Origin of the sequence: Rhizobium sp. ZX09, assembly GCF_017357485.1 — a bacterium.
In the GTDB taxonomy this organism is placed as follows: domain Bacteria; phylum Pseudomonadota; class Alphaproteobacteria; order Rhizobiales; family Rhizobiaceae; genus Agrobacterium; species Agrobacterium pusense.
In genome coordinates this window covers 297,468-322,584 of record NZ_CP031364.1, presented here as the reverse complement: position 1 = coordinate 322,584, position 25,117 = coordinate 297,468, and the positions used below count along the sequence as shown (strand labels likewise).

21 protein-coding genes are annotated in these 25,117 nt (G+C 61.2%); 11 read left to right on the top strand and 10 right to left on the bottom strand.

The genetic code is table 11. The features are described from left to right. Nucleotides 1-51: 51 nt before the first annotated feature. Complete coding sequence (locus BTN45_RS16145; RefSeq protein WP_207590000.1) at nt 52-1,398, top strand: condensation domain-containing protein; 1,347 nt, start codon at nt 52-54, stop codon at nt 1,396-1,398. 111 nt (nt 1,399-1,509) lie between these two features. On the opposite strand, the gene BTN45_RS16140 is transcribed toward BTN45_RS16145, so the two are convergent. From BTN45_RS16140 to BTN45_RS16110, 7 genes are all read right to left on the bottom strand, one after another. Next, complete coding sequence (locus tag BTN45_RS16140; protein ID WP_207589999.1) at nt 1,510-4,344, bottom strand: condensation domain-containing protein; 2,835 nt, start codon at nt 4,342-4,344, stop codon at nt 1,510-1,512. 61 nt (nt 4,345-4,405) lie between these two features. Next, a complete protein-coding gene (locus tag BTN45_RS16135) occupies nt 4,406-4,633 on the bottom strand; it encodes a phosphopantetheine-binding protein (protein ID WP_234704079.1) in 228 nt (75 codons plus the stop codon). A gap of 43 nt (nt 4,634-4,676) precedes the next feature. Then, a complete protein-coding gene (locus BTN45_RS16130) occupies nt 4,677-5,516 on the bottom strand; it encodes a siderophore-interacting protein (RefSeq protein ID WP_207589993.1) in 840 nt (279 codons plus the stop codon). A gap of 233 nt (nt 5,517-5,749) precedes the next feature. Then, nucleotides 5,750-6,703 carry an ABC transporter substrate-binding protein gene (locus tag BTN45_RS16125; protein WP_207589991.1) on the bottom strand — a complete coding sequence of 318 codons (954 nt, stop codon included), beginning with the start codon at nt 6,701-6,703 and terminating at the stop codon, nt 5,750-5,752. Nucleotides 6,704-6,725: 22 nt separating this feature from the next. Further along, entirely contained in the window at nt 6,726-7,790 is a 1,065-nt protein-coding gene (locus BTN45_RS16120) for an iron ABC transporter permease (protein WP_207589989.1), read from the bottom strand. Next, nucleotides 7,787-8,800, bottom strand: a complete 1,014-nt coding sequence (locus BTN45_RS16115; protein WP_207589987.1) for an iron ABC transporter permease — start codon at nt 8,798-8,800, stop codon at nt 7,787-7,789. The genes BTN45_RS16120 and BTN45_RS16115 overlap by 4 nt, the downstream gene beginning before the upstream one ends. Beyond that, nucleotides 8,797-9,597, bottom strand: coding sequence for an ABC transporter ATP-binding protein (locus BTN45_RS16110; RefSeq protein ID WP_034496875.1), 801 nt, complete (start codon nt 9,595-9,597; stop codon nt 8,797-8,799). The genes BTN45_RS16115 and BTN45_RS16110 overlap by 4 nt, the downstream gene beginning before the upstream one ends. 214 nt (nt 9,598-9,811) lie before the next feature. On the opposite strand from BTN45_RS16110, the gene BTN45_RS16105 reads away from it, so the two are divergent. Further along, entirely contained in the window at nt 9,812-11,119 is a 1,308-nt protein-coding gene (locus tag BTN45_RS16105; protein WP_207589985.1) for an NtaA/DmoA family FMN-dependent monooxygenase, read from the top strand. Here the strand turns inward: BTN45_RS16105 and BTN45_RS16100 are convergent. Then, the gene (locus tag BTN45_RS16100) at nt 11,116-11,892 is read right to left on the bottom strand and encodes an IclR family transcriptional regulator (RefSeq protein ID WP_207591653.1); all 777 of its coding nucleotides are present in this window, start codon (nt 11,890-11,892) and stop codon (nt 11,116-11,118) included. The genes BTN45_RS16105 and BTN45_RS16100 overlap by 4 nt on opposite strands. 294 nt (nt 11,893-12,186) lie before the next feature. Between BTN45_RS16100 and BTN45_RS16095 the strand changes: the two genes are divergently transcribed. After that, nucleotides 12,187-14,253 (top strand): TonB-dependent receptor, encoded by a 2,067-nt coding sequence (locus tag BTN45_RS16095; RefSeq protein ID WP_207589981.1) that lies wholly within the window; start codon nt 12,187-12,189, stop codon nt 14,251-14,253. Between the two features lie 87 nt (nt 14,254-14,340). Here the strand turns inward: BTN45_RS16095 and BTN45_RS16090 are convergent, their stop codons facing one another. After that, the gene (locus BTN45_RS16090) at nt 14,341-15,528 is read right to left on the bottom strand and encodes an acyl-CoA dehydrogenase (RefSeq protein ID WP_022562790.1); all 1,188 of its coding nucleotides are present in this window, start codon (nt 15,526-15,528) and stop codon (nt 14,341-14,343) included. Nucleotides 15,529-15,624: 96 nt separating this feature from the next. Here BTN45_RS16090 and BTN45_RS16085 point away from each other — a divergent pair, with 96 nt between their 5' ends. The 8 genes from BTN45_RS16085 to BTN45_RS16050 all read left to right on the top strand — a co-directional run bounded on the left by BTN45_RS16085 (nt 15,625) and on the right by BTN45_RS16050 (nt 24,287). Next, nucleotides 15,625-16,545: a LysR family transcriptional regulator gene (locus BTN45_RS16085; RefSeq protein ID WP_207589980.1), complete on the top strand. Its 921-nt coding sequence runs from the start codon at nt 15,625-15,627 to the stop codon at nt 16,543-16,545. Nucleotides 16,546-16,678: 133 nt separating this feature from the next. Next, nucleotides 16,679-17,740 (top strand): LacI family DNA-binding transcriptional regulator, encoded by a 1,062-nt coding sequence (locus BTN45_RS16080; RefSeq protein ID WP_207589978.1) that lies wholly within the window; start codon nt 16,679-16,681, stop codon nt 17,738-17,740. Then, entirely contained in the window at nt 17,737-18,759 is a 1,023-nt protein-coding gene (locus BTN45_RS16075) for an ABC transporter substrate-binding protein (protein ID WP_207589976.1), read from the top strand. The genes BTN45_RS16080 and BTN45_RS16075 overlap by 4 nt, the downstream gene beginning before the upstream one ends. Before the next feature lie 172 nt (nt 18,760-18,931). Continuing rightward, nucleotides 18,932-19,759 (top strand): ABC transporter permease, encoded by an 828-nt coding sequence (locus tag BTN45_RS16070; RefSeq protein ID WP_004445303.1) that lies wholly within the window; start codon nt 18,932-18,934, stop codon nt 19,757-19,759. Further along, nucleotides 19,756-20,535, top strand: a complete 780-nt coding sequence (locus BTN45_RS16065; RefSeq protein ID WP_004445302.1) for an ABC transporter permease — start codon at nt 19,756-19,758, stop codon at nt 20,533-20,535. Before BTN45_RS16070 ends, BTN45_RS16065 begins: the two co-directional genes overlap by 4 nt. Beyond that, nucleotides 20,528-21,553 carry an ABC transporter ATP-binding protein gene (locus BTN45_RS16060; RefSeq protein WP_004445301.1) on the top strand — a complete coding sequence of 342 codons (1,026 nt, stop codon included), beginning with the start codon at nt 20,528-20,530 and terminating at the stop codon, nt 21,551-21,553. The genes BTN45_RS16065 and BTN45_RS16060 overlap by 8 nt, the downstream gene beginning before the upstream one ends. Nucleotides 21,554-21,555: 2 nt before the next feature. Then, nucleotides 21,556-22,488 (top strand): nucleoside hydrolase, encoded by a 933-nt coding sequence (locus BTN45_RS16055; protein ID WP_207589973.1) that lies wholly within the window; start codon nt 21,556-21,558, stop codon nt 22,486-22,488. Continuing rightward, a complete protein-coding gene (locus tag BTN45_RS16050; RefSeq protein ID WP_207589971.1) occupies nt 22,485-24,287 on the top strand; it encodes an adenine deaminase in 1,803 nt (600 codons plus the stop codon). The genes BTN45_RS16055 and BTN45_RS16050 overlap by 4 nt, the downstream gene beginning before the upstream one ends. Nucleotides 24,288-24,332: 45 nt before the next feature. Here BTN45_RS16050 and BTN45_RS16045 read toward each other — a convergent pair whose 3' ends face one another. Next, nucleotides 24,333-25,034 carry a DNA helicase gene (locus tag BTN45_RS16045; RefSeq protein WP_207589969.1) on the bottom strand — a complete coding sequence of 234 codons (702 nt, stop codon included), beginning with the start codon at nt 25,032-25,034 and terminating at the stop codon, nt 24,333-24,335. Nucleotides 25,035-25,117 lie beyond the last annotated feature (83 nt).

Below are 25,117 nucleotides of genomic sequence, written 5' to 3'. Positions count from 1 at the left end.
TTTCGGGTGGCACTTCGCGCCCGGCAACGAAAATAGTGCAAGGAAAAACAGATGGCGCATATCGATTCCGCCGGCGGCTGGCTTCCACTGACGCAGCCGCAACTCGATTTCTGGGAGGAGTTTTCCTTCCATCCCGACGAACCGGTTTCAACCGTCGCCCATTACATCGATCTTTCCGGTGCGGTGAATGAAAGCGCGCTCCTTCAGGCGATCACACGCACCGTGCGCGAATCCGAAGTCCTGTCTATCCGCTTCCGCGTCGGCGATGATGGCGAGACGCCGCAGCAATGCTGCGACCCAAGCCATGCCCCGGTTGTGGAACTTGTCGATCTCCGCGGCAATCCCGCTCCGCTGGAGGAGGCTTTGCGGCGCATGAACGCGGATGTGGAAGCGCGGCTCGATCTCACGGCCGACAGGCTCTCGGCGCAGCTCCTCTACCGTATCGCCGATGATCGTTACCTTTGGTATATCCGCGCTCATCATATCGTCGTTGATGGTTATGGGCTGACGCTGGTGGAGCAGCGCTGCGGCCAGCTTTACGGGCACTATTGCGGCAAGGGTGAAGCGGGTCCGGATTTTCACCCCTTCGGCGATTTCCTGGCGGAAGAGGAAGCCTACAAGCGGAGCCGGCGTTTCGAAAAGGATCGCGATTTCTGGACAGCCTATCTCGCCGCACCCGCCGATCTGCCGGTGCTGGACAAGGATTGCGAGGATTATGGCGGCGGCGGCCTGCATGCGGATGCGGCCTTGCCGCCCGGTTTCAGCAAGCGGTTGCAACGACTGGCCGGCGCACTGGAGATTGGCTGGCCCGATCTTCTGGTGCTGCTTTCCGGTCTTTATCTCCACCGGGTGCTGCCCCGTCCGGATCGTGATGTCCTGACACTGTGGCTGCCTTTCATGAGCCGCTGGGGCAGTGTCGGCGCCCATATGCCGGCCATGCTCGTCAACATCCTGCCGTTCCACCTCACCATCGAGCCTGGAGAGGACGTCGGCGCATTTCTGACGCGCAACGCCGCCAATCTGCGGAAGCAGCGCCTGCACGGCCGCTACCGTATTGAACAGATCGCCTCCGACCGGGAAATACCGAAAGGCCGGCGCTTCTTCTTCTCGCCGCTCATCAATGTCCTGCCATTCAGCGCGCCGGTGTTTGCCGGGCTCACCGTTGCCAGGCACATTCTGGCGAATGGTCCCGGCGACGGGTTCAACCTTACCTTTCGCGGTGAAGATGACGGCAGCGAACTGAACCTGCACATCGATGCGGACTCGGCGCTGACACAAGCTGAAGACTTCGCCCGCTACCGTAAAGAGCTGCCATTGTTCCTCGATGCCATGCTGCGCGAGGAGGCCTTGGCGCTTGCGGCGGTGGAGGCGTCCACGGCGTTCCGCCTGGCGGTCTGAGGTATGACGGCGTGCGGATGCAGGGGCCGCGCCAGGACATTCTCATCAGCGTTCAAAGACAAATAACCCGGCTCCGTCAGGCGAAGCCGGGTTTTCCTTGGCAGGTCCGGCTCAGGCGAGCGTCGTCAGCACGCGGTCCGAAGCCCCGGTTTCCGCAAAACGGCTGAAGATGCCGCTGGTGGTGCTGCGCAGCCGCTCGACATCCTCAGGTCCGTAACGGTCCGAACGGTAGCTCATCAGCACGCGAATGGAGCGATCGCCGCCGATCGTCTCTTCCATTACCTCGAACTGCAGCCCCAGCATGGATTCGTGTTTGTCCGGATCGATCTGGCGGAATTCCACCGCCCTGCCATCCGGGCCCGCAAGGGCGCCGTTCAGCTTGTTCTTGGCGTGGATCTGGATGAAGACCTCGAACAAATGGTCGCGACCCGGCGTCATGCCCAGTGCTTCCTCCACGAGATCGATCGGGATTTCGCTGTGTTCCAGCGAGCCATTGATGGTGTTCTTCACCGAGGAAATCAGTTCGCCGACGGTCATCGTTTCCGTGAAACGAACGCGATGGGCGACGACCGTGGTGAAATAACCGATCGTATCGAAATAATTGCTGTCGGTGCGGCCCGAAGCCGAGGTGCCGACCACGAGATCGCTTAGCCCGCCGAGATGGCGCAGCGATGCGGCAATGGCGGCATAGACCACGTTGAACAGCGAGGCGCTGTTCTGCCTGGCAATGGCGTAAAGCCCGTCGCTGACATGTTTTTCCAGCTTGAACTCGATCCAGCCGCCTGCCGGTGCTTCGTCCTGCGATGCCTCATGCGGTGTGCTTTCCTGTCCGTTGAGGGTAAGGCCTCTCGGCGCATCCCGCAACATATCGGTCCAGTAGGCAAGGTGGCTGGAATTGACGCCTGACGCGACCTGTTGTCTTGCAAATTCGTGGAACGGGGCTGGTCTGGTCGCAAAGACCGGGGCCATGCCCGTCGCCCTTGCCCGGTAAGCCTCGGTCAGCTCGTCCATCATCAGGTTCACCGACCATTCGTCCAGCACGATGTGATGGAAGAGGAAGGAAAGCACCTGACGGCCGGTGTGGGGGTCGCGCAGGAAGCGCAGCCGCATCGGCAGTTCGCGCGCTAGATCGAAGCGCCAGCCAGCCTCGGCGTGGCGGTCCACCCCTTCGCTTTCTTCGCTGGTCCAGAACCATTTGTAACCGGGCAGATCATGCATTGGCACGATCCTCTGCAGAACCATATCGTTTTCGACGTAGAAATGGGTCCGCAGGCCAGGATGGCGCTCGATTATATCGAGGAAGGCGCATTCGAAGGCGGTCTCATCGACGGGATCGAGGAAATCGAGCGCGAAGGGAATGTTGAAGATTTCGCCGAAACCGAAAGCGGCATAGGCTTTCCAGAGCGACTTCTGCGCCAGCGAAAGCGGCGCGGTCAGCGAGCCGCTCGCCGTCGCGTCCGCCTGCGCAGGCGCAGCGGTTGCGAGCCGCGTCGCCTGTTTTGCAAGCGTGGCGGCGGTCGGGTAGCTGAACAGATCGTTGAAACGCAGCTCGATGCCGTGATTGGCGAGAAGGCGGCCGATGATGCGGGTCGCGATCAGCGAATGGCCACCGAAATCGAAGAAATCGTCATCCGGCCCCATGTCGGGTGAGACGAGCGCTTCACGGAACTCGGCGAGGATCGTTTCGACGGTGTCGTCCTTCTGAGCGGACGCACTGGGCGAAAGGGCTGCCTGCTGCGGTGCTGCCGCGGCGTCTTGAGGGACGACCTCGGAAAAATCCGTGCCGCCTTCAAGATGGCTGACGAAGCGCTCCAGGAGGAAGGCCGTCGCATGTGGCGATGTTTCCCTGCCGCCCGTCAATTCGAGGCGGATCTCGCCCGCGGCCGTCGGCCCGACGGCAAGTGTCAGGCCGAGGCCGGATTGCAGGGAGGGCAGGGGCAGGTGCTCGAAGTGAAGACCATGCTCCGATATGGCCTGCACAGGTGTCGCAAGCGCCTGCAGCGTTAAGGTGACCTTTGCGCCTCCATTGTCGGTTCGTTGCTCCAGCCCCGATAGCACGGCATTTTCAGCCTGTTCGGGCGATTGGTCGCGGGTGATCGCTATCCGCGCCACGGACTCGGCTGAAATCGGTGTGGCTGCGCCGAGGCCGGGCCGCAGGCGAAGGGTTACTGTTTCGGGGCCGCCGCTTCTTGCCAGGAAAAGCGCAAAACGCGATCCGGCACGCGCGAGGATCGCGTTTGCAGCCGTGGAGCTGTGGAGGCCGAGCAGGGAAGCCGCAAGGTCGACGCCATGGCTATGGCTCGCAGGCCTGTCAATTGTGTTCTGCCGCAGCGCCACGACGGTCGAGCCGGTGGCTGGACGTTGCAGCCAGCCAAGCGGAAGCGGGTCGACGCTGTCACTTTCGACCGCACGCGGCGAAAGCGGTTTCGGCGTTCCACCGGCATAGGCCGCCGTAATACCGTCCAGCAGGATCTGCGGCGAGAGGACCTCGCCCAGCAGGGCATGGACCAAAAATGCCAGCAGGATTTCACCTTCGCTCAAAAGCACGACGGCCTGGAAAGGCGGGTCGGTCTCGGCATCAAAGGGCCTCCCCTGAAGGTCGTGCAGCAAAGTCAGTGCCTCCTCTGCCGAGGGGACATGCAGCAGCTGCACGATGGATGCGGATGGAGCCTCAATACTCTTGGCAAGCGTACCGTTCTCGCCAAAGGCAAAGCGCGCACGAAGCTCGGGCCAGACCTCACAAACCGTCTTCAGTGCCGAGGTTAGACGCAGCAGATCGCATTCTTCACCGATCCGATAGGCGAGAAGCTGCCGAAAGACCTGATCGGGATCCTGAAACTGTTCGAACCAGACCCGTTCCTCATATTGGCTCGGCGGGGCCTCCCCTTCGTTGTCGAAGCCTTCTTCGATGCGACGTGCGAGCATACGTGTGTTGTCTGCTGCCATGGTCCTCTCCTTGGTATAGTCGGAAATCGCGCTCCGGCGCGAAACGTGCCGGTTCGCGGGATCAATGTCCCGCGCGCGACCGTTCGATGAGTGCCTGCCACGCGGCAAGCGTTGGCCGCCGGGCCAGATCGTCATAAGCGAGCCGCGCTCCCGCAAGCTGTGAAAGCGGCTGCATCAGGCGCATGAGGGCAAGCGAATGAAGTCCATAGCCGAACAGGTTGTCCCCCGGTTCGATATCGCGCACTTCATCTTCCAGAACCCTTGCGAGAAGGGCTCTGAGTTGCGTCATAATCGCTTCCGCATCCCGCATGGCAGCCGTCGTGATTGCCGGGTTACTCATCGAAATGATCGTGAACGCCGCTCGCGCCGCGGCGCCAGTAGCCGGAAGCACGGGTCCATTTGGGGTTGGCGCCAAATTCCTCGACCAGAAGGGCGCGAACCGCCTTTGCGGTCTTCGATTCGCAGGCGACCCAGCTGAAGAAATCGCCCTTTGGCAGCTCGAGCTGGCGCAGGGCGCTCGTTAATGCGTCCTGGTCGGTTCCGTTGTCCGGCCTCTGCGTTATCCAGACGATCGATGCGTCCGCCCTGGTTACGAGCTCCATCCGGTCCGCCTCCGTCTCGGCTTCGATCAACGCCACGACGGGTGTGCCGGCAGGCATCTCCTCCAGTCGCCGTGCCAGCGCGGGAAGGCCGGTATCGTCGGCGATCAGCAGGTGCCAGTCATAGGTGAAGGGAACGGTGAAGGAACCGCGTGGGCCGGCGATCCACGCCTTGTCACCAACTTTCGCGCTCTTCGCCCAGTTGCTGGCCGGGCCATCGTGATGGGTGGCGAAATCGATGGCGAGTTCGCCTTTTTCGGCATCGAAGCTGCGCGGCGTGTAGTCACGCGCCAGCGGCCGCGGCGCGCCTTCCGGGAATTCAATGCCGTTCGGGCCGATCACCGGCAGGGTCGGTTCGGTTTGGCCGGGCTGGGGGAAGAACATTTTGACGTGGTCGTCAAAGCCGAGGCTCGTAAAGCCCTCCAGTTCCGGCCCGGACAGCACGATGCGTACCATGGACCGGCTGAGTTTTTCGGTCCGCGCCACGTCCAGCGCGCGCAGCTTCACGGCGTGGCGGTGGCGTTTGGGAGTGCGGTCCGGAAGGGCGGAATCCATGGTTTCTGGCATGCTCATGCTGCTGTCTTTCCTGGGATGACGCCGACGGGTTCGGCGGTCTCGCTGTCCCGGGTCGGCGTGCCGGATGATCGCGCGTTGGGGTTCTCATCCGGCGCGATATTCCGGCGTCGTTGCGTCAAGATGCGCGGACCATAACAGGCGGTTTCCGCCCCGGCAATATAAGTTTCTTCGAAAACTCAAGTTTATGCCCGGCACGTGATCGTGCCGGGATTTGTCGGGCAGAAAGGTGGTCAGCGGCGGCCTGCCCAGCTTTCCACTTCATCCAATGTATGGAGCGCGCTCGGAATGGAAGGCGTCGTCACCCTGGTGGAATCGAGGAAAACAATTCTTTTCTCGCGTGCCGGTTTTACGAAACGCTCCCAGCCGGGAATGATCTTTTCAAGCGCGGCGCGGGTTCCCGCCTCGCCGCGGGCTGGGCTGGTATAGCTGTTCATCACCACAAGCAGATCGGGATTGAGCTTGCCGAATGCTTCGGCACTCAGCGGCATCATCAGGGTCGAGCCCATTCCGCCCGAAGAGGCGGTACTGTCGATCTTCAACCTGACATAACCGAGATCCTCTATTGCCTGCACCGCGCCGGACATGTTCCCCACGGCGTTGATCTGGTCCGTCAGCAGGATCGCGAGATAAGTCTTGCCGTTGATATCTTCACCCAGCGTCTTTTTGACGGCGGCGAGCTTGGTGTCATAAATCTTCCGACGCTCAGCGAAGACATCGCTTCGCCCAACCAGACCTGCAAGGTCTTCCTCCACGCTGAAGCCATAGGCTTTGCCGGCGCTTGCCTTTTGCAGATAGACCGGTGCGACTGTGGAGAGCTGTTCGGCCTTGCCGCTGTCCATTTCCGTGGCGACGATGAGGTCCGGTTGCAGCGCCCGCAGCTTTTCGAGGTCGATTTGGCCGACAGCGCCGAAACCCTTCGGTTTCGCGTGGCCTTCGCCAAGAACGGTATCAATGAAATCGACGGCGGTTGCGAATTTGCCGTCGCTGTTGCGGCCATAGGCGCCGACCACGTCAGCGCGAAGATCCATCAGCGGCACGCCCAGAAGCGGCTCGTGCATGACGACAATGCGCTGCGGCTTTTCCGGAACGGAGACGGTGCGGCCGGCGGCATCGGTCACGCTGCGCTCGGCGGCGAGACTCGTTCCGGCGGCCAGAAGTGCGGCGACGAGGATGGCAATTCGCATGGCATTCCCTTTATTCGATATATTAGTGAGCGTCGGTTCTGCGCAACGCCTGCAGGCGCAGCGTGAGGATGAAGAGCGGCACGCCGATCAGCGTCAGCGCAAGGCCAATCGGCATCGGCACATCCGCCACCAGCCCGCGCGAGAGCGCATCGGCGGCGACCACCAGAATGCCGCCGGTAAGGCCCGACAGGAAAAGCCTGGCACGGCCGACGGCGGGCGAAACGAAGGTGGCGAGATGCGGGGCGATGACGCCGAGAAATGTCAGCGGGCCGACGGCGGTAACGGAGGAGGCGCTTAGAATTACCGCGAACAGAATGACGAGCGGTCGCGAATGCCTGACGGTTTCTCCGAGTGCCATGGCCATCTCGCTGCCAAGATCGAAGACGGCAAGCGCCCGGCCAATGAGGAAAATGCCGGCAAGGCTTGCTGCAAAGAGGGGACCAAAAACGATGATGGTCGGCCAGCTTGCCTGAAACAGCGAACCGGCCATCCAGTCCGCCAGCGAAAGCGAGGCTTCGGCTGGCGTATAGAGCAGAAGCACCGATGAGACAGAGGAAAGCGCCGACTCAATTGCGATGCCCATCAGCAATATGGCAAGGCCGCTCGAGCGTTCGCGCCCGACAAGCGCGATCAAAAGGAAGGCCACGGCCAGGCCTCCGCCGACAGCCGCAAGAGCCACCAGCGTCTTGGGGGCCGTCGGCACCAGCACCAGAAGCAGCATGATGGTGGTCATCGACCCCTGGCTCAGCCCGAACAGGCCGGGATCGGCGAGCGGATTGCGCGCGACGGATTGCAGCATCGCGCCTGCCAGCGCCACGCTCCAGCCAGCCATGAAGCCGAGCAGGATGCGCGGCAGCCGTACCGTCCACAGCGCATAGGCCTGATCATCGCCGAGATGCCCGCCGGCAAACCCGTGCAGGAGATCAATAAGGCCCGTTTCGGTATTGCCGAGGCTGACGGACACGGCGGCGATCGTCAACGCCAGCGCAATCAGCGTCAGGCCGGCCGTCAGATTGCCAATGCCGATCTGCAGCCCGCCGGGCAACCTGAGAACGGCTTTCCCGTCCGTGGCAAAATCCCGTTTCACGATAGCCCCCTTGCCGAAGGCGACAGATAGAAACGCTTGACGATGACGATGAAAACGAGGCCGCCAAGCAGGTCCATGAACAGCCCGGTATTGACCACGTAGGGCGCAAACAGGGTTTGCGCGCCAAGATCGGCGAGCACGCAGATGCTCGCGCCGACAAGCGCGGAGGCCGGCAAAGCAAGCGTGAAATTCACGCCGACCAGCGGCCGGATCATATGTGGCACGATAAGGCCGACGAACCCGATCGGGCCGCAGATCGCTACCGCCGAGCCTGACGCCAGCATGGTGCCAAACAGTGCGAGCCGGGAAATACGCGTGACATTCACGCCGGCGGAAGTGGCTTTTTCCGCCCCCAGCAGAACGAGCGTCAGCGGCCGCGCGACCGAGAGCAAAATCACCATTGCAATGGCGCCGATCCACCAGAAATCGGTGAGCCGTTCGATATAGACATGGTTGATATTGCCGCCAACCCAGCTCAGGAATTCGGCCCGACGCGTGGGGTTGGAAAGAAGCAGGGCGTTTGTCACGCCGATCAGCAGCATGGAAACCAGCGCTCCGGAAAGGATGAGCGACAGACCGCGCGGATCGTTCACCCGCCCGGCAAGACGCGCGACAACGAAGCAGGCGGCAAAACCGAAGCCGGCGCCCGCAAGCGCGGCAAGGCCCTGTGCCTCAGCAGAGAGATCGAACAGCAGCGCGCCGGCGATCACGAAAAGCGTCGCTCCGGCATTCAGCCCAAGGGTCGAGGGCGAGGCGAGGGGATTGCGGGCAAGCCCCTGCAGCACGCAGCCGCTGACGGCGGTTGTGGCGCCCACATAGATGGCGATCAGCGACCGTGGAATTTGCTGATAGAGGAGCACCGATTGTTCATAGCTGTCGGCCTCCCCGCGCCAGAGTGTCGCCATGACTTCGGCAGGCGGCATGTCGCCGGACATGACGAACAGATTGACGGCGAGGATGGCGGCCAGCAACAGCGCCGCGCCAAGGATCAGCGTTATTTTCGCGATCATGCCGGAATGGCCTGTTCCTGTCGTTCCAGCCGGGGCACGCAGATGAGACGCCCCTGTCTGGAAAATATATCGGCTTCGAGGTCGAAGATTTCGGCGACATTTTCGGGTGTGACCGTGTCTGCTACCGGCCCTGATGCCAGAACCTGCCCGGCCTTCAGCATGATGACGTCGTCGGCGAAAGTGGCGGCGAGGTTGAGATCGTGCAGCACGACGATAACGGTCTTGCCGTGCCTGTCGGTCAGCTCGCGCACAAGGCCAAGAACGGCATATTGATATTTCATGTCGAGATGGTTGACCGGCTCGTCCATCAGGATCACGTCCGTATCCTGCGCCAGCACCATGGCGATGAAGGCGCGCTGGCGCTGCCCGCCGGAAAGCGTGTTGACCTGCGCTCTCGCCTTGTCCTCCAGCCCGACTGTCTTCAGCGCCCCGGCGAAAAGCGCCCGGTCACGCTCGCTCGGGCCGCCAGCAAGGCCGTAGCGTGCATAACCGGCAAGCTCGATCAACTCGCCGAGCGTCATATAGTCGGGGCAATGGCATTCCTGCGGCAGATAGGCGATGCGGCGCGCGAGATCCCTGCGTCCGATGTCGCCCAGCGAACGCTCGCCAAGCCTTATCGCGCCCGATGACAAAGGCACGAAACCCATGATGGTTTTCAACAGCGTCGACTTGCCACAGCCATTGGGGCCGACCAGCGCCGTGACGCGACCGCTGTGGAAGCGGCAAGAAAGCCCTCGCAGGACGGGAACGTGGCCATAGCTGGCGTGAAGGTCCGTGGCGTCAAGCACCGGATACAACTCCTGTTAGTTATGCGCTCATGCGTCGAGACGCCACATGAGGACTATAAGTCTTTGAATTTTAATATCGAACCTGCGGGAAACGGGCTCCTTTCCGGCGGGCGCGACACTCTGGTCTTGAAGTGACACTAAACTATAGTAAAACTCTCCACAAATCGAAATTTGCCGATTCAACGCGCGGTTTTCTTCCCGGATATTTCAGTCGAGGTGCATCATGTCAGTCGCAGCCAAGCTTCATGTGGGCATGTCGCTGGCCCCAACCTGGCTCAGCGGCGAAGCATGGCGTCGAGCCGACAGCGATATAAATCGGGTATTTTCCAGCGATTATTTCGTCGATCTGGCACAGCGCGCGGAAGCTGCGCATGTGGACTTCGTGTTCCGGCCGGATACGCTTTTCCTGCGCACCGAGGGGCTGGAAACCGGCGCCGGATTTGCCAGCATGGACCCGACCATGCTTCTTTCGGCCATTGCGCGGGAAACGAGCCATGTCGGCCTGTTGTCCACCGTATCGACCACATTTCTGCCGCCCTATGTGGTGGCCCGCCAGCTTCAGTCGTTGAACTGGCTCAGCAATGGCAGGGCCGGGTGGAACATCGTCACGGCACTTGAGGGGCACGAAAATTTCGGCCTGAGAGAAATGCCGTCACCGCAGGAGCGTTATGGACGCGCCGCCGAATTCACGCAGGTCGTGCAGCAGCTCTGGGCGAGTTTTCCAAATGAAGCCCTTAAACTCGACAGGGAAAGCGGGCGATTTGCCGATTCCTCGCTGGTGCGCCCGGTAGCGCATGAGGGCAGGCATTTCAGTGTGAAAGGGCCGCTCAACCTGCCAGCCCACGCCAGCCGCATTCCGCTGGTGCAGGCCGGTGCGTCTCCCGAGGGGCGCGATTTCGCCTCTTCGGTGGCGGATGCAGTCTTTGCTTCCACGCCGGACATGCGGGCAGCCATCGAACTGAGAGCGGACTTACGGCGGCGCGCCGAAGGACATGGCCGTGAGCCTGACGGGGTGAAGCTGATGCCGGGCCTCAGCCTATATCTGGCGGATAGCGGCAAGGAGGCGCTTGAACTATTTTCTGAGACCCATGCCCGCGCCAACCGCGCCCGCACCCTGGCGTCGGTTCTCGACATGACGGGCCTCGACCTCACCGACTGGCCGCTCACGCGGCTGGTCACCGCTTCCGACCTGCCGCCGCCGCCCGAAAGACCGCGAAGCCGCACCCATGCTGGACTGCTGCGCAGGCTGATTGAGCGGGAGACGCTAAGTGTCGCGGAATTACTGCGGCGGCCGGAGGTGATGGGATCCGGCCATTGGCAGATCGTCGGCACCGTTGAAGATGCCTTTAAGGGCATCCGTGAATGGGCGGCCGCAGGGGCAATCGACGGTTTTGTCGCGGTGCCCGGCGGCTCGGTGGCATCCATGCGGCTGGTGCTGGAGCGGCTGTTGCCGAAACTTGCCGATGCCGGGCTTTTCCGCACCGCCTATTCCGGCCGCACCTTTGCGGAGCATCTGGCCGAAGGTGTCTAGCCGCCACCGGATTCGGCGGTTGCCTGCCGGGCGGCCTCGATCAGTCGCGAAAAATGCCGTTCCGCTTCGGCGGTAGCCACGAAGGAGACGGTGGTGACGACACAACAGAGTTCGCCCTGGGCATCGAAAACCGGCGCCGCCTTGCCCGTCAGGGCGGAGAACAGATGTTCATTGAGTTCGGCGCCGCCCGTCTCGCGGATGGTTTCGAGAATGCCGGCAGCAGGAGGAGAGCCGCGAAAGGCGGGTGGTTGCAGCCTGCGCACGGCAGCCACCCTGTCCGGTGGCAGATAGGCCTGAAAAACCAGACCGCAGGCGCTGTTGTCCAGCGGCAGAACATCGCCAAGAGCGACGGTGCTGATGGAAAAGCTGGCGCTTCGCGCCCACCGCACCACGGTCGGGCCGCGCTCGGTCCAGATCGCCACGCCGCAGCTGGCGCCGATTTGCGCGGCAAGCGCCTTCATCTCACGTCCGGCGGTTTCGACCGGGTTGATTCGTCGGAGGGCGCTGATGCCGATGCCCAGCGCTGCGGGGCCGAGATCGTAACTGCCGCTTGCGGGATCCTGTATCACCAGTCCCTCCCGCACGAGGCTTTGCATGTAACGATGCGCGGTGGAGCGACCGGTGCCGGCGCGTTTAGCAAGTTCGCCAAGCGCAAGCCCCGTATCGGACCTGGAGAGAAGATTAAGAAACCGCGCCGCAATCGATACGGATTGAATAAGCGCCGAGCGCTTTTCACCTTCGTTTTCCGGCCGTTCTTCGGTGTCGTCATCCATGGCGTTCAAGGTCGTGCCCCACTCTTTCGAGAATGCCTAACGCATTGCGACGAAAATCGGAATGGCTGTCTTCAGCCTTTTCAATGACTTCTCCGGCCGGGCTGCCATGGCGGAGAAGGCGGTCCCTTAAACTTTGTTGTAAATATGGCACATCCCGTTACGGAAGCCTGCTTGTCCGCAATACGGAACGCATTCTCTATTGCGAAACGGATAACGCTTCCGTTACTTGAATATGACTTTAATACTCATGTTTATTTGGGGTGTATGATGGGGTTTAGCTCTAATGGCCGTTTGATGAGCGGGGTCAGTGTTCTGACGTTGGCGACATTGTTCGTGACGCCGGTTGTCGGTCAGGATCAGCAGGCTGATACAGCAGGGACGACCGTGTTGAAGCCGATTGTCGTGACCGGTGAAAAAGTGGCGCGCGACATGAAGAACACGGCCTCGTCCGTGTCAGTCAAAACCGCCGAGGAGATCAAAAAGGAAAAGACCGGCGATCCGACCGTATCCGAGGCGATCAAGGATATTCCGAACGTCGTCTACACCGACAACGTCAGTGCCCCCATCATTCGCGGACAGGACACGCAGGGCCCGAATACCGGCTCCATCGCCTTCTTCACCGGTACGGTGCCGCGCGCGACGATCAATGTGGACGGTCACTATCTCGGGTATAACGAGTTCATCTACGGGGCGACGTCCATATGGGATGTCGACACCATCGAGGTGTTCCGCGGGCCCCAGACGACCTCGCAGGGCGCCAACGCCATTGCCGGCGCCATCCTTGTCAACACCAAGGACCCGACCTTTACGCCGGAAGCCAGCTATCAGGCGGAAATCGGCAACTATCACCAGAAGCGTGGTTCCTTCGCCTTTTCCGGCCCGCTGATCGAAGACGAGCTGGCGGCGCGCATGGCGATCGATTATTCCGGCCGCGATACCTTCATCGATTACATCAATTCCGCCTTTGCGCATGAGGGAACGGACCAAAACTTCAAGGAATTCAACGGTCGCTTCAAGCTTCTTTGGGAACCGTCTGAAATTCCCGGTCTTTCCACAAAGCTGACCTATTCCTACAACGCCTCCAACCGGCCAAGCCAGGAAGCGGCGTCGCGTCCCTTCGAAGATCTCAACCACATCACCACGACGATGCCGAATTTCAGCCAGTATACCAATACGGGCATTCTCGACATCAATTACGATTTCGAGAACGGCGTGAAACTGTTCAACCAGACCCAGTTTTCCGACTCCACCGCCAAACGCCGGGTCGGCATCGCCAACAACGGCGACGCCGATGTCGATCTCAGGAACACGTCGCATGAAACGCGCGTCACCTTCGGCGATCAGGAGGATGTTCTGAGCGGTGTCGCCGGCATTTTTTATGCGCACACGAAAGCCGACGAGGTGCTTTATCTGCGCGGCACCTCTCGCTTCAGCGACACCAAGGACAATCTCGGCCTCTTCAGCGAGCTGAGCTATCGGCTGACCGACCAGTGGACCCTGACGGGTGGCCTGCGCTACCAGCAGGACCAGATTCAGCGCGCCGGTTACCGGACGCTCAGCGCCACCAGCAGAAGTTCGGTCAATTATGACGAAACCTTCTCTGAAATCCTGCCCAAGGCGTCTCTCGCCTATGCCATCAATGATGATTGGACTGTCGGCGGTCTTGTCAGCCGCGGGTACAATCCCGGCGGCGTCGCATTCGACCTGACCACCAGCAAATGGCGGAGCTTCGACAAGGAAACCATCTGGAACTACGAAGTGTTCACCCGCGCCAGCCTGCTCGATGACGCACTGACGGTAAACGGCAATCTGTTCTACATGGACATGAAGAACGCCCAGTTTAACGTACCGGTCGTCGTCTCCACCGGCATCAGCGAATCCTACACCGTTAACGCCGAAGAAGCCCATGCCTATGGTCTGGAAATTGGCGCGGATTATCGGGTACTCGACAATCTCACGCTGAAAGCCAGCGCCGGTCTGCTGAAGACGAAGATCGACGAGATTTCCAGCAATGCCGCCTATGTCGGCAAGGAGTTCGCCAAGTCGCCGGGATACAGCTTCACCGTCGGCGCAAGCTGGGACGTGACGGACAAGTTCACCGTGTCCGGGCAGGTCCGCCATCTCGACGGCTATTATTCCGATACGGACAACAAGGCCGTCTATGCGATCGATCCCTACACGATCGCGGATGTGCGGGCGAGCTACAAGTTCCAGGACGAACTCGAGTTCTACGCTTACGTCAAGAACGTCTTCGACGAGCGCGCGCCGACCCTTATGAAGGAAAACCGCGGCATCGGCGGCATCGAGGCGAGCATGACCGAACCGCGCATGTTCGGCATCGGGGTGCGCGGCACATTCTGAGCCAAAAGCGAACCCGACAAACAAAGAGGCCTTCGAAGCGATCTTCGGAGGCCTCTTTCTTGACGGAACCGCTACGGTCCATAACCCTCAGAAAAACGCCTGAATGCCCGTCTGGGCCCGGCCGAGGATCAGCGCGTGCACGTCATGCGTGCCTTCATACGTGTTGACCGTTTCGAGGTTCTGCGCGTGGCGCATGACGTGATATTCGATCTGGATGCCGTTGCCGCCATGCATGTCGCGGGCCTGGCGGGCGATATCCAGCGCCTTGCCGCAATTGTTGCGCTTGACGATGGAAATCATTTCCGGCGCCATCTTGTGCTCGTCCATCAGCTGGCCGACGCGCAGCGATGCCTGAAGGCCGAGCGCGATCTCGGTCTGCATGTCGGCGAGCTTCTTCTGGTAAAGCTGCATGCCGGCAAGCGGCTTGCCGAACTGCTTGCGGTCGAGACCATATTGCAGGGCACGGAACCAGCAATCTTCGGCAGCGCCCATGACGCCCCAGGAAATGCCGTAGCGGGCGCGGTTGAGGCAGCCGAAGGGGCCCTTCAGGCCGGACACGTTGGGCAGCAGTGCGTCTTCGCCGACTTCGACGCCATCCATGACGATTTCGCCTGTAATGGAAGCGCGCAGCGAAAGCTTGCCGCCGATTTTCGGTGCTGAGAGGCCTTTCATGCCCTTTTCGAGCACGAAACCGCGGATCTGGTTGTCATGGGCTTCGGATTTGGCCCAGACCACGAAGACATCGGCGATCGGTGCGTTGGAAATCCACATTTTCGAACCGCGCAGACGATAACCGCCCTCAATCTTTTCAGCACGGGTCTTCATGCCGCCCGGATCGGAGCCGGCATCCGGCTCGGTGAGGCCGAAACAGCCGATCAGTTCGCCCGAGACGAGGCCGGGCAGGTATTTCTTCTTCTGCTCATCCGAACCGTAAGCGAAGATCGGGTGGATGACGAGCGAGGACTGCACACTCATCATCGAGCGGTAACCGCTGTCGATCCGCTCCACCTCGCGGGCGACGAGACCATAGGCCACATAGCTCGCATTCGCCGCCCCATATTCTTCCGGCAGGGTAACGCCGAGAAGGCCTTGCCGGCCCATCAGGCGGAACAGTTCCGGCTCGGTGGTTTCAGAAAGATAGGCTTCGGAGATACGCGGCAGAAGCTCCGATTTGCCGAAGGCGGCCGCGGCGTCGCGTATCATCCGCTCGTCGTCAGTCAGTTGGTCTTCGAGCAGGAAAGGATCCTGCCAATTGAATGCTACGCGTTCGCTCACTTTATGCCTCCGGATTTGCTGGCCGGATTATTCGTATTCAGCCCGGATGGCACAAGCCATGTTTACTCATTTTTGCATTACATATAGTAATGGCTCATGACATCTCTCAGCCGCAAACTCCTGCCATCCACAAGTGCGCTTGCCGCTTTCGATTCCGTTGCCCGTCTCGGCAGCTTTTCCGCCGCCGCAGATGAGCTGGCGCTGACGCAGGGGGCAATCAGCCGGCAGGTTATGTCACTGGAAGAACAGCTTGGCGTGCGGCTCTTCGACCGCGGCGCACGCGGCGTGGCGCTGACGGCGGAGGGGCAGATCTACGCAAAATCGATCGCGGCGGCGCTCGGCGAGATACGCTCAGCTTCGCTGCAGATCATGACCAAAACGCATGGCAATACGCTCAACCTCGCCATGCTGCCCACCTTCGGCACCCGCTGGCTTCTGCCGCGTATACCGGATTTCGTGGCGAACCACCCGGAGATCACCATCAATTTTGCGACCCGCATCGGCCAGTTCGATTTCGAGCGTGAGCAGCTGGATATGGCAATCCATATCGGCCAGGCCGATTGGCCAGGCGCGGAAAGCACCTTTCTGATGCATGAAATGGTGGCGCCGGTGTGCAGCCCGCAGTTCCTCAGCGTTCATCCGGTGGAAAAGGGAGAAGACATCGCTGCCCTGCCATTGCTGCACATGGCCTCGCGGCCGGGCGCATGGGGCCACTGGTTCGAAAGCCTCGACCTGTCACTCGTCTTGCCGCAGGGCATGCGCTTCGAACAGTTTTCCAGCGTTGCGCAGGCCTGCATCGCCGGCCTCGGCGTCGCGCTGATGCCGCTCTTCCTCATCGATAACGAGTTGAAATCGAAGCAGCTGGTCAAAGCCTTCGATCATCAGGCCAGAAGCCCGAGCTCGTATTACGCGGTGGCCCCGCTTTCACGCGCCAACCACGTCCCGGTCGTCCTGTTTCGGGATTGGCTGGTGCGTCAGGTGGAGGCTTATCGCGCAGCCAGTACCCAGAGCGCGTAAAAATAATCGCTCTTTTTTCGGGCATTTAACCTTTGTGCCCAGCTTTTCGCCCTATTTTGCCAGCGCAGGACTCGACAGCGGTTCGCGCCTCGATTATCGTGATTAAACGTTTAATCAGCCCTTCAGGACCATTATGGCGTCGTCACGGCCTGCCACCAATCTGAGCGCGATAGCAGCGGCACTCGGCGTGTCGGTGGCAACCGTGTCCAATGCGCTGTCCGGCAAGGGCCGCGTTTCGCCCGAACTGGTGGAACGTATCCGCAAGACGGCGAGCGAGCTGGGCTATGTGCCGAGTTCGGCGGGCAGGGCGCTTCGCACCGGCAGATCGGGCGTTCTCGGGCTCGTCCTGCCCGATATTGCCAATCCTCTCTTTCCACAGATTGCGCAGGCCATCGAGAAGGCGGCTGTCAACGCGGGTTATGGCGTGCTGATCGCCGATGCGCGCGGTGAGATCGCCATGCAGACGGATGCGATCGACCGGCTGATCGAGCGTGGGGTGGACGGCATGGTGATCGTTCCCCGACGTGGCACACGCATTTCCGGCGTTGATTGTCCGGTGGCCGTCATCGACAGCCCGTCGACACCGGGAAATACCGTTGCTGCCGACCATTGGGATGGCGGCCGGCAGGTGGGTGAATATCTTGCGAGCCTCGGCCATCGCAAGGTGGTGCTGGTCGGCAAGAACAGGGATTCCAATGTTCAGAATGACCGTCTCGGCGGCATTCGCGATGGTCTCGGCAAAACATGCCTGGCCCAGACGCTCTGGATCGATGGCATTGAAAAGGCCGGTGGCGCGGGCTGCCGGCTGGGCCTTGCGGAGAAAGTTGCCGAAGGTTTCACGGCCTTTGCCGCCGTATCCGATCTGCACGCGCTGCGCGTGCTGACCGAATTGCAGCGCGCGGGAATCGAGGTGCCGGAAGAGGCGAGTGTCACCGGCTTCGACGATCTTATCTTTTCTGCCGTGGTCACCCCGCCCTTGACGACCATGCGCATGGATATGGGCCGCATCGCCGATCTGGCCGTTGGCGCGCTTTTGCGCGCGATCGATGGCGCCGGAGAAAACGGGGCCGTCGTCGACGTCACGGCGGATGTTTCGAAAGTACCGATGGCGCTGATCATGCGCGGCTCCACCGGCAAGACAAAGCATGATGCGATTGAAGCCAAGAACACGACAGCAGGAGAACTCACACCATGAAAAAGATCATTCTCGCATCGGGCACCGCCCTGATGCTGACGATGGGAGCCGCTGAGGCCCAGGACAAGACGTTGACGATCTCGGTCTACGCCTTCGCGCAGGATGAATTCAAGGAACTGGTCTATACGCCCTTCGAGCAGAAATGCGGCTGCAAGCTCGTCGTCGAGACCGGCAACAGCGTCGAGCGTCTGGCCAAGATGGAGGCCAACAAGGCCAGTCCGGTCGTCGATCTCGCCATCGTCTCCATGGCCGATGCGCTGTCGGCCACCCGCAAGGACCTGATCCAGAAGATCGATGCTTCCAAGGTTCCGAATATTGAAAAGCTCTATGACATCGCCAAGGACCCGAATGGCGACGGCATGAGCGTCGGCGTCAATTTCTATGCCACATCGATTGTCTACCGCACCGACAAGATGAAGATCGACAGCTGGGCCGATCTTTTGAAGGACGGTATCGTCGACCACGTCGCTTTCCCGAATGTCACCACCAACCAGGGCCCGCCGGCGCTTTACATGCTGGGCAAGGCTATCGGCAAGGACACGCCCGATCTTGCCGGCGCTATCGAGGCCGTGGGCGAAAAGAAGGGCGATATCGTCACCTTCTACGTCAAGTCCTCGCAGCTGGTGCAGCTCATGCAGCAGGAGGAAATCTGGGCAGCGCCGATCGGCCGCTTCTCCTGGGCGCCTTTCACCAAGCTCGACCTGCCGCTCGCCTGGGCAACGCCCAAGGAAGGCCAGACCGGCGGCATGAATGTGCTCGTCGTGCCGAAGGGCGCGAAGAACGAGGATCTTGCGCTGCAATTCATGGATTTCTGGCTCTCGACCGACGTCCAGAAGGCGCTGGCGGAAAAGCTGGTGGACAGCCCGACCAACAGGGAAGTCAAGGTTTCCGACGAGGTGGCGAACAACATCACCTATGGCGATGAAACCGCCCGCAGCCTGCAGCTCATTCCTTCCGACGTAACGCTCGATAACCGCGACAAGTGGCTGTCGGAGTGGAACGCCAAGGTGGGGCAGTAACAAGCTCGAAGGGGCGGGAATGGGTTACGTGCTGGCGCACGTCACCCCCCTCTGTCCTGCCGGACATCTCCCCCACAAGGGGGGAGATCGATATGCCGGCACCCACTGACGCCAAATGAACAAGTCCTCCGCCAAACGTAGCCGGCGGAATTTCAAGACCGGAGAATGCCATATGTTTCAGAACCGGGCCGAAGCGCTGGCGCTTGCCTTGCCCGCCGCAATTTTCGCGGCGGCGGTCTTTCTCGTGCCGGTCTTCATGCTTTTGTCGGAAGGCTTTCGCACCGCTGACGGCTGGACATTGTCGGCCTATGGCGCTTTCTTTTCCGATCCGCTGAACCAGACGGTTTTCCTGCGCACGCTGAAGCTCGGCGCGCTCGTCACCGTCGTTTCGGCGGTGGTGGGCTACGCGGCGGCTTTCGCCATCGTCAACCTGTCGCCGGCCAGGAAGGGCCATGTGGTCAACCTCGTCGTGCTGCCGCTGATGATTTCGCCGGTCGCCCGCACCTATGCCTGGATCGTCATTCTCGGCAGAACCGGCATCGTCAACCAGGCGCTGCAGGCGGTGGGCCTCAGCGACGGGCCAATCCGCATCCTGTTTTCCGAAACGGCCGTCTTCATCGGCCTTCTGCAACTGTTCCTGCCATTGATGATCATCTCGCTCATCAGCGCGCTGGAGAACATGCCGAAGGATACGATCGCTGCTGCCCGCGTTCTCGGCGCCAACTGGTTTCAGGTGTTCTGGAAGGTCATCCTGCCGCTCACCCGGGAAGGGCTCGTCGTCGGCGGCACGCTGGTCTTCACCGGTTCGCTGACCGCCTATATCACGCCCGCCATTCTCGGCGGGTCCAAGGTGCTGATGCTGGAAACCCTGCTTTACCAGCAGGTCACGGTTTCCAATAATTTCGTCGCCGCCAGCGTCATCGCCTTCATCCTGATTGTCATGAGCTTTGCCGCCAATATCCTCTTGAAGCGCATCGCCACTGCGAGGAACAAGAAATGACCCGGCAGCTCTTCATTCCGCTCACGCTTCTGCTTGTCGTCGGCTTCCTCATCGGGCCGTTTCTCATCATCGTTGCGGCCTCGTTTTCGGCCGGGGATACGCTCGCCTTTCCGCCGCAGGGCTTTTCGCTGAAGTGGATCGCGAAGGTCTTTACGGTCGAAAGCTTCCGCGAGAGCTTTGCGATGTCGATGTTCCTTGCCATCGGCGGCACGTTTACGGCGCTCATTCTCGGCATTCCCGCTTCCTACGCCATGTCGCGCTACAAACTGCCCTTTAGCGAGACGGTGCGCACCATCGTGTCCGCGCCGATCATCGTGCCGGGCATTATCGTGGGTCTTGCGCTGCTGCGTTACTTCGTCGTGCCCTTCGGCATCGGCATCACGCTTGCTTTGTTTCTCGCCCACACCGCGCTCATCCTGCCCTATGCGGTGCGCGTGGTTTCGGCCAGCCTCAACAATCTGCGCTCCGATATCGAGGAGGCGGCGGTGCTGCTCGGCTCGTCGCGGCTTGGCGCATTTTTCCGCGTTGTGCTGCCGAATATCCGCGGCGGCATCCTGTCGGCCTTCATTCTCGGTTTCGTGACGAGTTTCAACCAGGTGCCTGTGTCGCTGTTCCTGTCCGGTCCCGGCGTGCGCACGCTGCCTATCGACATGCTGGGCTACATGGAAATCGTCTTTGATCCTTCCGTGGCCGCCCTTTCCTCGCTGCTCGCCTTCCTTTCCATCGGCATCGTTTTCATGGCCGAACGTTTCCTGGGGTTCTCCCGTTATGTCTGACGCAAATTATCTTTCGCTGCAAAAAATCTCGCTCGCCTATGGCGGCAATGTCGCCGTCAAGGATCTCGATCTCGATATCCGCAAGGGCGAATTGCTCGCACTTCTCGGGCCCTCCGGCTGCGGCAAGACCACGACGATGCGCGCCATCGCCGGGCTGATGCCGGTGGCTGCCGGGCGGATCAATCTCGATGGCGCCGATATTACCCGCGTTGCGGCCAACAAACGCGCCGTCGGGCTGGTGTTCCAGTCCTATGCGCTCTTCCCACATCTGACGGTCTATGAAAACGTCGCCTTCGGCCTGAAACTCAAGGGAATGAGCGGCAAGGCGCTGGAGGACAAGGTCGCCTCCGGCCTGAAGTCGGTCGGCCTGTCCAATTTCGCCTCACGCAAGCCGGCGGAACTATCGGGCGGCCAGCAGCAACGCGTGGCATTGGCACGCTCCATGGTCATGGAGCCGAAAGTGCTGCTTCTCGATGAGCCGCTCTCCAATCTCGACGCCCGCCTGCGTCTTGAAATGCGGACCGAACTGCAGCGCGTGCAGAAGGAGACGGGTGTCACGATGATCTTCGTCACCCATGACCAGATCGAGGCGCTCGCGCTTGCCGACCGCATTGTCGTCATGAAGGGCGGCAAGATTGAGCAGATCGGCACGCCGGAAGAGATTTACAACGCGCCGGTTTCCGCCTTCGTGGCCGACTTCGTCGGCTTCGAAAACATCTTCGCCCTTCAAGGCGGGGCTTTGAAAACCGCCAACGGCACAACACCGCTTCCCGGACCAGTCCTTTCAGCATCCGGACTGGCCTGGCGGCCGCGCATGGTCACCCTCGGTTCAGGTCCTTTCCAGGGAACCGTGCGCGGCACATCCTTCGCCGGCAACAGCCGCGAATATCTGCTCGACACACCGCTCGGGCCCATCAAGGCTGAAACCGACGCGGCCCTGACCTCCCACGCAATCGGCGATACGCTTGCCTTCGACCTGCCGGTCGAAAAGGCGGCGAGCCTCAAGGTATTCAACTGATCATGGGTGTTTGGATCGATACCGATATGGGCTTTGACGATATCGCCGCCATCTTGGTGGTGCAATCGTCGGGTCTCGCCATAGACGGCATCTCGCTGGTCTTCGGCAATGCGACGCTTCAGGCCGTCTGCGGCAATGCCGCGGGTGCGGTCGCCGCTTTTGGCTGGTCGATGCCGATCCATCAGGGCCGCGCCATGCCGGTGTTGGGTGCACTTGAAACGGCGCAGTGCATTCTGGGCGAAAACGGCATCCCGACCGTCGGCCAAAGCTTGCCGGATGCCGCGGCCTTGCCGAAAAGCGATGCCTTCGCCGCTCTCTGCGCCTGGCTGGAGGGGGAGGGCGAGAGGCGCATTCTCGCGCTTGGTCCGCTCACCAATATTGCCGCCCTGTGCCTCGCCCGGCCTGATCTTGCCACGAGAATTTCCGACCTCACCTGGATGGGTGGCGGCGTGACGAGCGGCAATCACACGGCCTCGGCCGAATTCAACGCCTTTGCCGATCCGGAAGCGCTGGCCATCGTGCTCTCCCATGGCCTGCCGTTGCGTATGGTCGATCTGGACGCCTGCCGCAAGGTTACCGCTTCGCCTGCCGACGTGCTGCCGATCCGCAATGCGGGCGGCAGGAATGCCGGGCTGATCGCCGATTTGCTTGATGGTTTCATCGGCATCGCCACCCGTCGCGGCAGACCAGGCATGGCGCTTTACGATCCCGTCGCTGCCGTTGCCTTCGCCTCGGGCTCCGCCTCTTGCCTAATCGGCTGGCGTCACGCGCGGATAGATGTCGAGCTTCAGGCGACGCTGACGCGGGGCAGAACGGTGGTCGAACCGCGTGCGGAGAAAGCGCAAACATTCAACGCGCATTTTGCTGAGACGCTGGATGCCGACGGTGCGAGGACGGTTATTCTTGAGGTGCTGCGCCGGGAGGCCGCCCGATGAACGCGAACCTCACCACACGCGAACCTGCCGATCTCGGCGATGATGCGCTCCGCGCCCGCGCCCGCGCCGTCGCCGCCGCGCGCGGCGATGCGCCTTTCGACATCCTCATCACCGGTGCAACATTGGTGGATGTGGTAACCGGTGAGCTGCGCCCTGCCGATATCGGAATTGTCGGTGCGCTGATCGCCAGCGTGCACGAACGGGCGAGCCGGAGCGACGCCGCGCAGGTCATCGATGCGGCCGGCGGGTATGTCTCGCCGGGTCTGATCGACACACATATGCATATCGAGAGCTCGATGGTCACACCGGCGGCCTATGCGGCAGCGGTTGTCGCCCGCGGCGTTACCACCATCGTCTGGGATCCGCATGAGTTCGGCAATGTGCATGGCGTCGAAGGGGTGCGCTGGGCGGCGAAGGCCATCGAAAGCCTGCCGCTGCGTGCCGTTCTCCTGGCGCCCTCATGCGTGCCTTCCGCGCCTGGGCTGGAACGCGGCGGAGCTGATTTCGACGCCGCCATTCTCGCCGATATCCTGTCATGGCCCCAGGTCGGCGGTGTCGCGGAAATCATGAACATGCGCGGCGTCATCGAGCGCGATCCGCGCATGAGCGGCATCGTACAGGCCGGGCTTGCCTCGGAGAAACTGGTCTGCGGCCATGCGCGCGGCCTCAAGGACGCCGATCTCAACGCCTTCATGGCGGCGGGCGTCTCGTCCGATCACGAGCTGGTCTCAGGCGAAGACCTCATTGCGAAACTGCGGGCCGGCATGACCATCGAGCTGCGCGGCTCGCATGACCACCTGCTGCCGGAATTCGTGGAAGCGCTGAACGCGCTGGGCCACCTGCCGCAGACCGTGACGCTGTGCACGGACGATGTCTTTCCGGATGACCTGTTAAATGGCGGCGGGCTGGATGATGTGGTGCGCCGCCTTGTCCGTTATGGCCTGAAAGCCGAATGGGCACTGCGCGCCGCAACGCTCAATGCCGCCCAAAGGCTTGGGCGTCCTGACCTCGGGCTCATCGCTGCCGGCCGTCGCGCCGATATCGTTATCTTCGAGGACCTGAGCGGTTTCGCCGCCCGTTACGTCCTTGCCGGGGGCAGGACGGTTGCGGAAGGCGGACATATGCTCGTGGACGTGCCCGCCTGTGATACGACGGCGCTCGAAGGCTCGATGAAGCTGCCGCTGCGCGTGACCGAAGATTTTCGGGTTGCTGCCGAAGGCGCGAGGGTGCGCCTTGCCACCATCGACCGCCCGCGCTTCACGCAATGGGGCGAGGTGGAGGCCGAGGTGAGAGATGGTTTCGTCGTTCCGCCCGAAGGTGCGACGATGATCTCCGTCACCCACCGCCACGGCAAGTCCGAACCGGTCACCCGGACTGGCTTCCTCACCGGCTGGGGAGACTGGAACGGCGCCTTCGCCACAACGGTCTCGCATGACAGCCATAACCTCACCGTTTTCGGCGGCAATGAAGAAGACATGGTGCTCGCCGCCAATGCGGTGATAGCGGCAGGCGGTGGTATGGCCGTCGCCTCCGAAGGTAAGGTAACTGCACTTCTGCCGCTGCCGCTATCCGGCCTCGTTTCCGATGCGGCACTTGAAGATGTTGCAAAGGCTTTCGAGGAACTGCGCGAAGCCGTTGGCAGGGTGGTGGAATGGCAGCCGCCCTATCTCGTCTTCAAGGCCTGCTTCGGGGCCACGCTCGCCTGCAATATCGGCCCGCACCAGACGGATATGGGCATTGCCGACGTGCTGACGGGACAGGTGATGGAGAGCCCCGTGATAGCGGTTTTAGGGTACTAACGCCACGGGCTGCCGCGACGGCAACGTCGCAGCAGCCCGTGCGTCTCAGTTCACATTGTGAAGTTGCGCTTCGCCCTTATGCAGAAAGCAGGCTTTGGTGAACAGGCCCAGATCAAGCAGGTTGGGAAGGCGGATATCGCGCATATCGGGAACTCGTTTGATTTGTGGATCAAATGAGCGGTCAATCTGCGAGATGAAAGCGAAAATAACGCCAGTCTTTTTTGCGAATTCTGCAAGAACGGTGACTTGTTGCGACAGGTCCGGCTTATGGCGCTGCTGGTCGAGTAACTGCAGATAATCGATTACGGCGAAGGTGCCGGATTTGGCTGGCGAGAGGTAACGGATTATGTAGTCCGCGCATATCTCGTCCGATGTCACGATCTCGATTTCTCTCTGAGCGCCTGCGTGTTGCCCGGTGCGTTTTCGTACCTGTTGCTCGGTCATTTCGAGCGTGAATAAAATGGACTGCCGTCCGTCTTCGGCTGCCGCCCGCAGAAGCTCAAAAGCAAGCGCTGTCTTGCCCTGGCCCGGGCGGCCGGCGAGCAGGAGCATGTCGCCATTCACGATGCGCGAGAACAGGTCTTTGGACAAAGAGCCAGCCGCAACGTGAGCGGAAAGCAGGCTCCAGGCTGCAAATCCTTCCTCGCACGCGATCTGGTCCAGCGCTTCGTGAAGGGGGATGGCATTATTCCGGACCATAAGTTTGGCCCGTCGCTTCAATTGGAAAATCGGAGTGGAAAGCTTCATCACAAACCTCTATTGCGGGTTCAAAACGCAATCCCTCCTTATGCGAATGCCCGAACAGATGGTTCGATGATGAGATTACCCAG

Excerpts from the sequence above, each read along its gene's own strand:
- BTN45_RS16145 (WP_207590000.1), top strand. The coding sequence starts at position 52 with ATGGCGCATATCGATTCCGCCGGCGGCTGGCTTCCACTGACGCAGCCG.
- BTN45_RS16140 (WP_207589999.1), bottom strand. The coding sequence starts at position 4,344 with ATGGCAGCAGACAACACACGTATGCTCGCACGTCGCATCGAAGAAGGC.
- BTN45_RS16135 (WP_234704079.1), bottom strand. The coding sequence starts at position 4,633 with ATGACGCAACTCAGAGCCCTTCTCGCAAGGGTTCTGGAAGATGAAGTG.
- BTN45_RS16130 (WP_207589993.1), bottom strand. The coding sequence starts at position 5,516 with ATGAGCATGCCAGAAACCATGGATTCCGCCCTTCCGGACCGCACTCCC.
- BTN45_RS16125 (WP_207589991.1), bottom strand. The coding sequence starts at position 6,703 with ATGCGAATTGCCATCCTCGTCGCCGCACTTCTGGCCGCCGGAACGAGT.
- BTN45_RS16115 (WP_207589987.1), bottom strand. The coding sequence starts at position 8,800 with ATGATCGCGAAAATAACGCTGATCCTTGGCGCGGCGCTGTTGCTGGCC.
- BTN45_RS16105 (WP_207589985.1), top strand. The coding sequence starts at position 9,812 with ATGTCAGTCGCAGCCAAGCTTCATGTGGGCATGTCGCTGGCCCCAACC.
- BTN45_RS16100 (WP_207591653.1), bottom strand. The coding sequence starts at position 11,892 with ATGGATGACGACACCGAAGAACGGCCGGAAAACGAAGGTGAAAAGCGC.
- BTN45_RS16095 (WP_207589981.1), top strand. The coding sequence starts at position 12,187 with ATGAGCGGGGTCAGTGTTCTGACGTTGGCGACATTGTTCGTGACGCCG.
- BTN45_RS16085 (WP_207589980.1), top strand. The coding sequence starts at position 15,625 with ATGACATCTCTCAGCCGCAAACTCCTGCCATCCACAAGTGCGCTTGCC.
- BTN45_RS16080 (WP_207589978.1), top strand. The coding sequence starts at position 16,679 with ATGGCGTCGTCACGGCCTGCCACCAATCTGAGCGCGATAGCAGCGGCA.
- BTN45_RS16075 (WP_207589976.1), top strand. The coding sequence starts at position 17,737 with ATGAAAAAGATCATTCTCGCATCGGGCACCGCCCTGATGCTGACGATG.
- BTN45_RS16070 (WP_004445303.1), top strand. The coding sequence starts at position 18,932 with ATGTTTCAGAACCGGGCCGAAGCGCTGGCGCTTGCCTTGCCCGCCGCA.
- BTN45_RS16065 (WP_004445302.1), top strand. The coding sequence starts at position 19,756 with ATGACCCGGCAGCTCTTCATTCCGCTCACGCTTCTGCTTGTCGTCGGC.
- BTN45_RS16060 (WP_004445301.1), top strand. The coding sequence starts at position 20,528 with ATGTCTGACGCAAATTATCTTTCGCTGCAAAAAATCTCGCTCGCCTAT.
- BTN45_RS16055 (WP_207589973.1), top strand. The coding sequence starts at position 21,556 with ATGGGTGTTTGGATCGATACCGATATGGGCTTTGACGATATCGCCGCC.
- BTN45_RS16050 (WP_207589971.1), top strand. The coding sequence starts at position 22,485 with ATGAACGCGAACCTCACCACACGCGAACCTGCCGATCTCGGCGATGAT.
- BTN45_RS16045 (WP_207589969.1), bottom strand. The coding sequence starts at position 25,034 with ATGAAGCTTTCCACTCCGATTTTCCAATTGAAGCGACGGGCCAAACTT.